This is a genomic window from Lysobacter sp. Soil_C_15, assembly GCF_057657315.1.
In genome coordinates this window covers 261,296-272,949 of the sequence record NZ_JBDGIR010000006.1, presented here as the reverse complement: position 1 = coordinate 272,949, position 11,654 = coordinate 261,296, and the positions used below count along the sequence as shown (strand labels likewise).

Sequence of the window (11,654 nt, the reverse complement as noted above, 5' to 3'; positions counted from 1 at the left end):
GCGCTCAGGCCGGCGACGGCATGATGTGCGACAGATAGACCCGCTCGTCCTCGAAGATCCGGATCGCGATCGGCCGGCGCAGCTGCATCGACAGGTGGAAAGCCTCGGCCTTGGCGGCGGCCGAAGCCGCGGCGGCGTCGCCGTAGCGTTCGTCGGAAACCTCGCAGGCCAGGCGCCGGCCCTGGTAGTCGCGTTCGCTCAGTTGCACGGTGTAACGCTTGGCCGCGTGATGCATCCGTCCCCGTCCTTCGTTCGGCCGCGCGACCGGCATGGCGCCGCGCACCGCGCAACTGGCGCGGCGCGGCTACCTTGGCCGAAGCCGACGGCCAAGGCTCTCAGGAGAGCGCGCGCCGTGGGGTCAGAAATTTCCTACTTGCGGCTAGGATTCGCGCCCCGACGCGAAGCCCGTCGCACTATCCCGACAGCGGCCACAGCGGTCCGTCCAGCCACAGCCAGCGCGCCATCCAGGCGCAGACCAGGGCGATCAGCGCGGTCAGCGGCAGGCCGATGCGCAGGAAATCGGCGAAGCGATACTGGCCTGGGCCCAGGATCAGCAGATTGCCGTGGTGGCCGATCGGGGTCAGGAAGGCGACCACCGCGCCGAGCGCGGTGCAGACCACGAACGGCGTCGGCGGCAGGCCCAGAGACTGCGCCAGCGAGACCGCGATCGGACCCAGCAGCACCGTGGTCGCCGCGTCCGACAGGATCTGGGTCAACAGCGCCGCCACCGAGAACATCACCAGCAAGATCGCCAGCGGCGACCAGTGCGCGATCAATTCCAGCATCGCCCGAGCCAGCAACTGCGCGGTGCCGGTCTGCTCCATCGCCACGCCGAGCGGGATCACTCCGGCGATCATCACGAAGATGCGAACGTCGATCTCGCGATACGCCTGCTCGACGTCGACGCAGCGCGTGGCCACCATCGCCACCGCGCCGAGCAGGAAAGCCAGCGGCGCCGACAGCCATTCGGTGGCCGCGGCGACCACGGTCGCGGCCAGGATCGCCAGCGCCAGCGGGGCGCGCACGCGCCGGCGCGCTTCGCCGGCGAACGGCACCAGCATCAGGAAACCGTGGTGCGCGGCGAGTTCGGCGAACCGCGACGGCCTGCCCCACAACACCAGCAGATCGCCTTCGCGCAGCCGCGCGTCGGCCAGGCGCGGCGCGACCGCGCCTTGGCGCCGCCACAGGCCGGCGATCACCGCGTTGAAGCGGCGGGCGAAGTCCAGCTCGCGCACGCTGCGGCCGATGAACTCCGAACCCGGCGCGATCACCGCCTGGACCAGCTGCGGCTCGCCGTCGCCGTCGCTGCTGACCCGCTCGCCGAAGCGGGCGATGGCGTTGAGATCCAGGCCGGCGTCGTCGTGCAGCGAGGCCAGCGCGTCGGCGGAGGCTTCGACCAGCAACACGTCGCCGCTGATCAAGGGGCTGCTCGGGCCCAGGTCCTGGCGGCGCTGGCCGTCGCGCAGCCAACCGGTGAGGACGAAGCGGTCGCCCAGCGCTTTCTGCAGTTCCGCCAGCGGCCGCGTGCTCCAGCGCGAGCCTTCGACGATCAGCAATTCGGTGCGGTAACGGTCCAGGCGCAGATAGCCGTCGTCGCCGTGATCGGCGCCGTGCTTGGGAAGCACCCAGCGGGTCAACAGCATGTAGATCACGCCGACCGCAACCAGGGCCAGGCCGATCGGAGTGATCGAGAAGATGCCCAGACCCGGCGAACCCGAGCGTTCGATCAGGTTGTCGGCGAGCAGGAAGGCCGGCGCGCTGACCAGGGTCAGGGTGGTGCCCAGCGAGGCGGCGAGCGACATCGGCATCAGCAGGCGCGAGGCCGACAGGCCGCGCGCCTTGGCGAAGCGGGTCAGGATCGGCAGCATCATCGCCGTGACCATGACGTGGTGGGTGAACGAAGACAGCGCCGCCACCGCCGGCATGGTCACCGCGATCGCCCGCTGCTCGCTGTGGCCGGCGGCCCGGGCGATCCATTGTCCCAAACGTTCGGTGATGCCCGTCGCAGCCAGGCCGCCGGAGATCACGAATACCGCCGCGACGATGATCGCCGGCTCGCTGGCGAAGCCCGACAAGGCCTGCTTGGCGTCCAATACCCCGGTGATCACCAGGGCCAGCAGGGTCAGCATGGCGGTGATGTCCACGCGCAGGCGTTCGCTGACGAACAGATACAGCGCGCCGGCGAGTATCAGCAGAAAAACGATCTGTTGGAGGTCCATCTCGGCATTGTCGGCGAACCGGCCGTGACCGTGCCGTGGCGGCCATCCACCCTCCCGTCACGGTTGCAGCCGTTACAATTCCGGGTCACCACACCCGAGCCCTTCGTTCGCCGACCGCCCCGATGAGTCCGTCGCCCGCCCCGAAGCCCGCCCACCCGGCGGGGGACGACCGCTTCCGCCAGGCGATGACGGCCTCGAACATCGGCATGGCGATCGTCTCGCTCGAAGGCATCTGGCTCGAGGTCAATCCGGCCCTGTGCGCCCTGCTCGGCTACCGCATCGACGAACTGCGCGGCCATCACTACAGCGAAGTGACCCACCCCGACGACCTGGAGATCAGCCGCAACCTGGTCGCGGCCCTGGTCAACGGCAGCCTGGCCTCGGTCGACGAGCACAAGCGCTATCGGCACCGCGACGGCAGCGACGTGTGGGTCCAGCTCAACATCGCGGTGATGCGCGACGAAGACGGCGCGCCGCAGTACTTCATCTCGCACATGCGCGACATCCGCGGCGAACGCGCCGCCGGCCTGGCGCTGAGCGCGCGCGCCGAAGCCAACGGCGCGGCCCTGGACGCCAGCCAGCGCCAGTTGCAGTTGTTCGCCGACGCGGTCTCGCACGACCTGCGCGCGCCGCTGCGCTCGATCGAAAGCTTCTCGGCGCTGTTGCACGAGCGCGCGGCCGAGCGCCTGAACGAGACCGACCGCGACTACCTGGCCCGGATCCGCGCCGCGGCCTCGCGCATGACCAGCCTGCTGGCGGCCTTGAACGAGCTCTCGCACGCGACCCGCACCGAGCTGCGGCGCGAGGCGGTCGACCTGAGCCTGCTCGCCGACTGGGTCGGCGCCGAGCTGCAGGACGCCCACCCGGCGCATCGCGCCCAGATCCAGGTCCAGCCGGGCTTGCAGGTCGAAGGCGACGAGCGCCTGCTCAAGCTGATGCTGACCCAGCTGCTGCACAACGCCTGGAAGTTCTCCAGCCAGGGCCTGGCGCCCGGCGAGGCGGTGCGGATCGAAGTCAGCGGCACGGTCGAGGACGGGCGCCTGAGCCTGGCGGTGCGCGATCACGGCTCGGGTTTCGACATGCGCTATGCTCATAAATTATTCGAGCCCTTCCAGCGCCTGCACGGGCCGGACCAGGGCGGCGGTCACGGTTTGGGCCTGGCGATCGCGCAGCGCATCGCCGAACGTCACGGCGGCCGGCTGCGCGCGCAGTCGCAAGCCGAGGCGGGCAGCACGTTCATCGTTGAATTGCCGGTCGTCGCGGCCGGCGGGGAAGACGCATATGCATAAGGAAATCCTGCTGGTCGAAGACAACCCCGACGACGTCGAGCTGACCCGGCTCGCCTTCGACGAGGCCAAGATCGCCAACAGGCTGGTGGTGATGGGCGACGGCGCCGAGGCGCTGGATTACCTGTTCGCCCGTGGCCGCTATTCCGATCGCGATCCCAACGACCTGCCCTCGATCGTCCTGCTCGACCTCAACCTGCCCAAGGTCGACGGTCGCGAGGTGTTGCAGGCGATCCGCGCCCACGAACCGACCCGGACCCTGCCGGTGGTGGTGCTGACCACCAGCACCGAGCCCTTCGATGTCGAGGCCAGCTATGCGCTGGGGGTCAACAGCTACATCCAGAAGCCGGTCGACTTCGAGCAATTCGTCTGGGCGGTGAAGCAGGTCGGGCTGTACTGGCTGGTGCTGAACCATCCGCGGCATCCGTGATGCAGGCGGGGTTGGCTCATGGCGGCAGCTGACAGCGACAGCTGACAGCTAACAGCAAATCCCCCTGGCCCTTCCGGCCGGCAGGCATAGCCTGCCGGCGTTCGATCGTGCGCGAACCTGCGGTTCGCAAGCGCAGGCTCTCACCCTTTTTCAAGGGGGGGGGAAGCCTGCGGGGGGGGAAGCGCGATCCGCGCAGGCTTGCGGCGGACGCGACGATTCGCCGGCGAGATCTCGTCGATGCTCACGACAGTTGGCCCCCTTTGGAAAAAGGGGCGGGCGCCTGCGGCAGGACTTGCGCCGGCGTCGTGGCGGCGCCGGGGGATCTGCTTCTGGCGTGGCGAGCAGCGCGCCGTGCCGGCCTCACTTGCCGCCGAACAATCGCTCCGCGCGCTGGAACAGGATCCAGCTGGTGGCGATGTACTTGTCGCCGCCCTTGGGCCGGTTGCCGCGATGAGTGTGGGTGAACGCCGCCGGGGCGATCAGCAGGTCGCCGGCGCGCGGGGCGATCTTGCGCTGCTGGTAGAGGAATTCGGTCTCGCCTTCCTCGAAGCCGTCGTTGAGGTAGATCGTCCACAGCACGTGCCGGTGCAGCGTTTCCGCGCCCTGATCGCGCGGGTACAGCTCGCAATGCCAGTACGGGTAACCGCCGCGGTCGGCGGTGTAGCGCTGCAGGTTGATCGCGCCCGGACGGAACACGGTCTGGGCGATCGGCGCCAGCGCGTTGTCGTCCATCTGCGCCATGCGCTCTGGCGTGAGCCGGTGGCGCTTGCCGTCGGCCGACGGCGCTTCCAGCATCAGCGGCGCGATCATGGTGTGCGGGTAGCGGCGCAGGTACTGCAACAGGCCGCGGAACACCGCCAGGTTGAGTGCGATCTCGATGTCCTTCCAACCCTCGCGGTTGGTGATGGTGAGGTCGCGGCTGTCCTTGAGGTCGGGCATCACGCCGCCGCCGACCCGGCCGGGTTCGCTGTCGCGGCTGGCGTCGAAGCGGCGCACCAGGTCGGCGCATTGCTCGCGGCTCAGCGCTTCGGGATAGACCTCGATGAAGTCGGCCGGGGCATCGATCGTCGCGGACATGGCGGTTCGGGGCTGGACGGGAGCGCCATCCTCGCACGGGCGCAAGGTTGCAAAGAAGCAACGTCCGCCGCCGCCGCCGCCATCCGACTCCGGGATGCGCGCGCAAGCCTGATTTGACGCGGTTTTGATCTTGCTGAGCGAGTCGCGGACAGCTCGCTGACTCCGGCCGCCGCGCTTGAGCCCAGTAACGCCCGTGCAACGTTTCCTTTCCGTTAATCCGCGGCGCAGCCATTGCCCGGCAAAAATTGCTTGCCGATTCAGACGCTTGCGAGTTGGCACGACTTTAGCGTCAAACCCCTCACCACCGGCCCGCCATGCGGCCGTCGCGACCACCGTCGCCTTGGGGAACCGCCATGCACGCCCGCTGCTCGACCGATCGGAGTTCGTCGCATCGTCGTCTGCGCTTTGCGCTGGCCTGCGCCGGCGCGGCACTGGTGTTGGCGGCCGCAACCGTCCGAGCGCAGGCGCCGGCCGACGAGCACCGCGACACCACCGTGGTCGTCGCCCGTACCGTCCACCCGCGCATCGCCTATCGCGCCCTGCCGGCGCAGGACAACCCGATCCACACCGAGGCCACCACGTTCCCGGGCCAAGTCTTCCACGGCACCCTCGACCGCTCGCTGTCGCCCCTGGTCGACGACGCCGAGCTCGGCCAGCACGGTTCCACCGGACTGAGCCCGACGGCGGCCACCCGGCAGCTGAGCGAATTGCTGGCGCCGGCCGATGCGATCGGCGGCCCGGCCGGCCAGCGCAGCGCGCTCGGCGCGTCCGCCGCCGCTCCGATGGGCCCGACCGCCAGCGTCGGCGGCGCGGTCACCAGCGCCACCGCCGGCATCGGCGATCTGGTCACCGGCAGCGTCATGCAGGCGCTGTCGCCGCAGGGGAGCGGGCGATGAGCGCGCCGCGCACCCGCGCCGAGCGCATCGCGCCGCTGTGGCTGGCGGTGTGCCTGCTGGCGACCGCGGTCGCCACCGACACCCGCGCCGCCGAGCCCGCCCCGGCACGCGATCAAGCGCGCATCGAGGCCGGCGCCGCGCAGCGCCTGCAAGGCCGCGCCGCGGTCAGCCAGGCCGCCGGCAGCGGGCAGATGCAGGTCAATCTGGCGACGATCGCCCACGCGCCGGACGGCCTGGCCTTGGCCGGCGCGCAGATCGCCCAGCATGGCGACGCCGCCGCCGCGCCGGCGCGCGAAGCGCGCGCGCACATCCAGACCGGCGCGTTCGCCGATGGCCACGGCCTGTTGTCGGTGAACCAGAGCGCCGGCGCCGGCAACGCCCAGGCCAACCTGTTCGCGGTCGGCCGCGGCGCGATGGCGTCCGGACTGGACGATGCGGTGCTGGCCGATGTCGCCGGCGCCGCGTCCGTGCCCGCCGATCCGGCCGCCGCCGCCTCGCCGCTGCGCGAGGCCTCGATCGCCGAAGGCGCCTTCCATGGCGGCCAGGGCGTGCTGCAGCTCAACCAGACCGCGGGGGCCGGCAACGCGTCGGCCAACGCCATCGTGCTCCGACTGCCCGGGGGCCTTCCTTAGAACAAAGCGGCAGAGACCAAGGCAATAACCACCACCACCAGGAGAGAGGCCATGAAAGTCCATTTCACCCTGCTTGCCCTCGCACTCGGCGTCGCCATCGCCGCCCCCGCCTATGCCGAAGGCGACGATGCCGATATCTACAGCAACACCAGCGTCAGCAACCGCATCGGCGTCTGGGGCGGAGCCAAGGTCCGCGGCAAGATCTACATCAAGTCCGAATCGGCCGCGACCGTCGATCAGGACCAGAAGACCCTCGGCAACTCCTCCTGGGGCGACGGCGACCACGACGCCCATCTCGGCGACAGCGCGCTGTCCGACGCGCAGGGCAACATCGGCGCCAACGTCGCTGCCGGCGTCGGCAACGCCCAGGCCAACGACACCGCCCTGTCCGCGGTCGACGGCGAAAAGGTGTTCGCTTCGGCGATGACCTTCAACAGCCAGGCCTCGGTCGGCAACTTCGCCTACTCGGGCGTGGACGACACCTACTACAGCGCCACCCTCGACGGCGACGCGCTGTCCAACGCCAAGGGCAACATCGGCGTGAACGTGGCCGCGGGCGTCGGCAATGCGCAGACCAACGCGATGGCCGCCTCGGTCAACAGCTCCGGCCGCATCGCCAAGGCCGCGTCCGACAGCGAGCAGACCAGCTTCCTCAACGAGCTCGCCGCCGACTGCGACCTGGACACCTTCGCCACCCTGGCCGGCAGCGCGCTGTCGGGCGCGCAGGGCAACATCGGCGCCAACGTCGCCGCCGGCGTCGGCAACCTGCAGCACAACGGCCTGTCGATCGCCACCGCCTCTTGCGGCAGCTGCGATTGATCCGCACACGGCCGCGGCCGCATCGGGCCGCGGCCGTTCCGCTCCAGGCACCGCTACGGAGAATGGTCATGAAACTTCATCACACCCTGCTGGCCGTCGCGCTGGTTTCCAGCCTGGCGCTGCCGGTCTGGGCCGAAGGCGACGACGCCGACATCCATAGCTCGACCCGCGTCGGCAACCACATCGACGTGAACGGCCGGGTCAAGGTACGCGGCAAGATCAAGATCGCCTCGCAATCCTCGGCGACGGTCGATCAGGACCAGAGCGCCGAGTACAACGTGTCGCTCGGCGACGGCGATCACGACGCCCACCTCGGCGACGACGCGCTGTCCGACGCGCAAGGCAACATCGGCGTCAACGTGGCCGCCGGCGTAGGCAACGTCCAGGCCAACGACACCGCCCTGTCGGCGGTCGACGGCGAAAAGGTCTTCGCCTCGGCGATGGTGTTCAGCAGCCAGAGCGCGCACGACAACTACGCCACCACCAACACCGACCACACCTACTACAGCGCCACCCTGGACGGCAACGCCCTGTCCGCCGCCAAGGGCAATATCGGCGTGAACGTGGCCGCGGGCGTCGGCAACGCCCAGAGCAACGCGATGGCCGCCTCGGTCAACAGCTCGGGCCGGCTGGCCCTGGCCGCGGCCGACAGCGAGCAGAGCGCGATATCCAATCTGCTCGACAGCGAAGGCCGCCGGATCAGCCTGGACCTGTACGCCACCCTGGGCGGCAGCGCCCTGTCCGGCGCGCAGGGCAACATCGGCGTCAACGTCGCCTCCGGCGTCGGCAATCTGCAGCACAACGGACTGTCGATCGCCACCGCCTCCTGCGGCGCTTGCGCGCCTCCGCCCCCGCCGCCCCCGTGCGGCAGCGGCTGCGGCGACTGAGCCGCAGCGCGATCCGCGGCGGTCGCCCCCGGCCGTCGCGGATCGTCCCCTCCGTCCGCATCGAACCCATCGGCTCCTTCCGCCGCCATGAGCAGATCGCTCCGCCTGATCGCCACCTGCTTCTGCGCCCTGCTCGTCGCGGGCGCGGCGCATGCGCAGTCGCCGGGCGAACGCAGCGTGCCGGTCGACGTCACTCGTCTGGTCGGCAACGGCGCGGTGCCCGGGATCAAGCCGATGCGTACGATGCGCGATCTGCGCTACCGCGACTTGATGCAGCAGCGCTACGACTTCAGCTGCGGCTCGGCGGCGCTGGCCAGTCTGCTGCACTACGGCTACGGCCTGGAGGTCAGCGAGGCCGAGCTGATCAAGAAGATGATGGTCGGGGTCGATCCGAAGGAAGTGGTGCGCAACGGGTTCTCGATGCTGGACATGAAGCGTTACGTCTCCAGTATCGGCATGCGCGCGCACGGTTTCCGGATCGAACCCGACGCGCTGTACCGCTTGCAGATGCCGGTGATCGCCCTGCTCGATCTGAAGGGCTATCGCCATTTCGTGGTGGTCAAGGGCGCCGCCGGCGGACGGGTGTTCGTCGCCGATCCGGCGCTGGGCCACCGGGTCATGCCGGAAGCCGATTTCGTCCGCGGCTGGAACGGCATCGTGCTGGCGGTGGTCGGCGACCGGCCGATGCGCGCCGATTCCTATCTGGTCAACCAGCGCAGCTCGCCGGCGCTGGAGCGACGCGTGGACGCGCTCGACCGCGCCACCACCCCGCCCCGGGTGGTCGAGTTCGGCCTGGTCGTTACCGATCTGTTCTGAAACGCAGGATGCGTACCGATTGCGAGGTGCCCGATGAACTGTCCATCCCCCTGTGCCATGTTCGCGGCCCTCGTGGCAGCGGCGGCCGCGGTCCAACCCGCGGCCGCCCTGCCCCCTCTGAAAGTCGACTTGGTCGATGAAGCGACCCTGGCGACGATCAGCGGACGGTACTTCGGCGCGCAGATGCTGGTCGGCCTGCGGGTCGACCTGGTGTCGAGCCTGCACACGCCGCAGCAAGGCCTGGCCAGTGCCCGCGGCTCGATGGTGGTGCAGCGCGACGGCGGAGGCTTCTCGGTGCAGGTCGACGCGCGCAGCCAGGCCGAGGCCGGTTCCGGCCTGCCCGAGGCGACGCCGGCGACCGCCAGCGGCGCCGAGCAGGTATCGGTGCAGGGCATCGGCCAGATCGCGCAGATCGCCGGCGACCGCAACCGCCTGTCCAACCTGACCCGGATCGGCTTCGTCGACAGCGTCGACGCCAGCGGCTTCAACGGCCAGACCCAGGCCGCTTCCAGCGCCGGTCCGATGGCCGCGCAGGTGACCTTCCTCGACGGCGGCGTGCAACTGGGCGTCGCCGGCGCGGGCGCGAGCCTGCAGCAGCGGCTGGACCCGGCCGCGGGCGGCGGCATCGTCCAGTTCGGCCGCATCGCCGGCAACGACCTGGCCGGCAGCAATAGCCTGCAACTGCAGTTCGTCAGCGCGCCGATCGCGCCGCAGCTGAGCCAGCAACTGGGCCTGCAACAAGCTTTGGAAAGCCTGCGCGCGCTGCCTCGCTGAGCGCTCCCTCTCCTCTTGCCACGGACGCCAAGACCATGCGCCCAGCCCTAGCACCCCTGTCGGTCGCGCTCATGCTCGCGATCGCGTTTCCGGCCGTCGCCGACGAACCGGACGCCGGCCCGGCCCCATCCCTGCACCAGCGCATGCTCGAAATGAGCCGCGAACTGGCTAGGCAGCGCGCCGAGATCGAACGCCTGCGCCAGCAGGTCGACGAGATGGAACTGAGCCAGCGCGGGCGCGGCCTGAGCGGCGAGGCCTCGATGCAGGACAACGCGGCCAAGCTCGCGCGCACGGTGGCCGAGGAGGCCCAGCGCAAGGCCTCGGCCACCGCCAACGAGGAGGAGGCCCGGGTCGCGCAGAGCGCGCAGGACGGCACCGTGCAGATCGGCCAGACCCAGCGCGACGAGGACGCCCAGCGGCGCGAGCAGGAAAAGGCCCTGGTGGTGCGCGAGCATGCGCCGCTGTTCCAGCGCAAGTTCACCTTCGACGCCGGCTTCAGCTACAGCTACTACGACCGGCGCCAGCTCGCGCTCAGCGGCTTCCTGGCCCTGGACGCGATCTTCCTGGGCAGCATCAACCTCGACCAGACCAAGGCCACCGTCGGCACGCTGGAGCTCACCGGCCGCTACGGCCTGACCGACCGGCTCAGCGTCGAGGCCAGCGTGCCCTACGTCTACCGCGACTCGCGTTTCGTCAGCGGCGGCGCCGGCGGCGCGTCCAGCGTGGTCAGCGAAGTCAGCATGCGTTCGCAAGGGCTCGGCGACGCCAGCGCCGCGGTGTACTACCAATGGGTCAAGGAATCGCCGCGCTGGCCCGACATCGTCACCAGCCTGCGCGTGCGCGCGCCGACCGGGCGCGATCCGTTCGGGCTCAAGCTGATCCAGCCCGACGACGACAACAACAACCTCAACATTCCGGAGGAGCTGCCGACCGGTTCGGGCGTATGGAGCGCGACCTTCAACGTATCGGCGCTGCGCACCTACGACCCGGTGATCCTGTTCGGCAACATCGGCTACACCTACAACCAGCCGACCGACTTCGACGACATCTCGCCGGTGCTGGAGCAGGTGTCGCCGGCCGAGGTCGCCTTGGGCAACACCATCCAGCTCAGCGGCGGCCTGGCGATCGCGCTCAACGACCGGTCGGCGATCAGCTTCAGCGTCGCCACCGCGCAGACCGGCGCCACCCACACCACCGCGCCGGGCGGTCCCAAGCGGCGTGTTCCGGGCAGTTCCAGCAACAGCACCACGCTCAACATCGGCGCCAGCTACGTGTTGCCGTCGGGATGGACCCTCAACGGCCAGCTCGCCGCGGGACTGACTCCGGACGCGCCGAACTTCGTGTTTTCGATGCGCGGTTCCAAGTCGTTCTGAGCCGGGGCGTCGCGAGAGGGAAGACAGGGGAGAACAGGGGACAGCGCCGCGGGGGCGGCGCGATCATCCACCGCATCGAGTTTCGCGCTGCAGCGCCGTTCCGGCGCGGGCGCCGGGGCGAAAGTGTGAGGCTTTCGCCCTCTTTTTCGTCCGCTCCCGGCGCTCAGGCGGCGCAGTCGGGGCCGTCGTCGTCGACGCCGCCCCGATCGAAGCGGGCTTGAATGGCGCGCACCCGCGCCCGGGTCGATTCCAGTTCGCCTGCGGCGGCGCGCATCGCCGCGATCGGATCGTCGATGCCGAAACGCCGGTGCAGGACCTTGCGTTCGCGTTCGTTGAGCCCGGCGAACAATTCCATCAGCCAGGCATTGAGTTCTTCGTCGTGCTCGCTCATGGCCGCACTCGGTGATGGCGCCGAAGCGGCGCCGCGAATGGGATGGGAACCGGA

The 11,654-nt window shown here is 69.9% G+C and carries 13 protein-coding genes; 9 read left to right on the top strand and 4 right to left on the bottom strand.

Annotated elements, in window-relative coordinates:
* Positions 1 to 4 precede the first annotated feature (4 nt).
* Positions 5 to 235 (bottom strand): hypothetical protein, encoded by a 231-nt coding sequence (locus tag AC3A57_RS16025; protein WP_487579827.1) that lies wholly within the window; start codon positions 233 to 235, stop codon positions 5 to 7.
* 178 nt (positions 236 to 413) lie between these two features.
* Positions 414 to 2,219, bottom strand: a complete 1,806-nt coding sequence (locus AC3A57_RS16020; protein WP_487579826.1) for an SLC13 family permease — start codon at positions 2,217 to 2,219, stop codon at positions 414 to 416.
* Between the two features lie 122 nt (positions 2,220 to 2,341).
* Here AC3A57_RS16020 and AC3A57_RS16015 point away from each other — a divergent pair, with 122 nt between their 5' ends.
* Together AC3A57_RS16015 and AC3A57_RS16010 are read left to right on the top strand one after the other, a co-directional pair.
* Positions 2,342 to 3,508 (top strand): sensor histidine kinase, encoded by a 1,167-nt coding sequence (locus tag AC3A57_RS16015; protein ID WP_487579825.1) that lies wholly within the window; start codon positions 2,342 to 2,344, stop codon positions 3,506 to 3,508.
* Positions 3,501 to 3,935, top strand: coding sequence for a response regulator (locus tag AC3A57_RS16010; protein WP_064748134.1), 435 nt, complete (start codon positions 3,501 to 3,503; stop codon positions 3,933 to 3,935). The genes AC3A57_RS16015 and AC3A57_RS16010 overlap by 8 nt, the downstream gene beginning before the upstream one ends.
* Before the next feature lie 360 nt (positions 3,936 to 4,295).
* Here the strand turns inward: AC3A57_RS16010 and AC3A57_RS16005 are convergent, their stop codons facing one another.
* Positions 4,296 to 5,012 (bottom strand): 2OG-Fe(II) oxygenase, encoded by a 717-nt coding sequence (locus AC3A57_RS16005; protein WP_221670701.1) that lies wholly within the window; start codon positions 5,010 to 5,012, stop codon positions 4,296 to 4,298.
* Positions 5,013 to 5,365: 353 nt separating this feature from the next.
* On the opposite strand from AC3A57_RS16005, the gene AC3A57_RS16000 reads away from it, so the two are divergent.
* The 7 genes from AC3A57_RS16000 to AC3A57_RS15970 all read left to right on the top strand — a co-directional run bounded on the left by AC3A57_RS16000 (position 5,366) and on the right by AC3A57_RS15970 (position 11,209).
* The gene (locus AC3A57_RS16000) at positions 5,366 to 5,908 is read left to right on the top strand and encodes a hypothetical protein (RefSeq protein WP_487579824.1); all 543 of its coding nucleotides are present in this window, start codon (positions 5,366 to 5,368) and stop codon (positions 5,906 to 5,908) included.
* Positions 5,905 to 6,540: a hypothetical protein gene (locus tag AC3A57_RS15995; protein ID WP_487579823.1), complete on the top strand. Its 636-nt coding sequence runs from the start codon at positions 5,905 to 5,907 to the stop codon at positions 6,538 to 6,540. Before AC3A57_RS16000 ends, AC3A57_RS15995 begins: the two co-directional genes overlap by 4 nt.
* Before the next feature lie 51 nt (positions 6,541 to 6,591).
* Entirely contained in the window at positions 6,592 to 7,359 is a 768-nt protein-coding gene (locus AC3A57_RS15990; RefSeq protein ID WP_487579822.1) for a hypothetical protein, read from the top strand.
* A gap of 68 nt (positions 7,360 to 7,427) precedes the next feature.
* A complete protein-coding gene (locus AC3A57_RS15985; RefSeq protein WP_487579821.1) occupies positions 7,428 to 8,246 on the top strand; it encodes a hypothetical protein in 819 nt (272 codons plus the stop codon).
* Between the two features lie 87 nt (positions 8,247 to 8,333).
* Positions 8,334 to 9,062: a C39 family peptidase gene (locus AC3A57_RS15980; protein WP_487579820.1), complete on the top strand. Its 729-nt coding sequence runs from the start codon at positions 8,334 to 8,336 to the stop codon at positions 9,060 to 9,062.
* 129 nt (positions 9,063 to 9,191) lie between these two features.
* Positions 9,192 to 9,836, top strand: coding sequence for a hypothetical protein (locus AC3A57_RS15975; RefSeq protein WP_487579819.1), 645 nt, complete (start codon positions 9,192 to 9,194; stop codon positions 9,834 to 9,836).
* Between the two features lie 71 nt (positions 9,837 to 9,907).
* Entirely contained in the window at positions 9,908 to 11,209 is a 1,302-nt protein-coding gene (locus AC3A57_RS15970; RefSeq protein WP_487579818.1) for a transporter, read from the top strand.
* Positions 11,210 to 11,372: 163 nt separating this feature from the next.
* On the opposite strand, the gene AC3A57_RS15965 is transcribed toward AC3A57_RS15970, so the two are convergent.
* Positions 11,373 to 11,600: a hypothetical protein gene (locus AC3A57_RS15965; protein ID WP_487579817.1), complete on the bottom strand. Its 228-nt coding sequence runs from the start codon at positions 11,598 to 11,600 to the stop codon at positions 11,373 to 11,375.
* Positions 11,601 to 11,654: the final 54 nt, after the last annotated feature.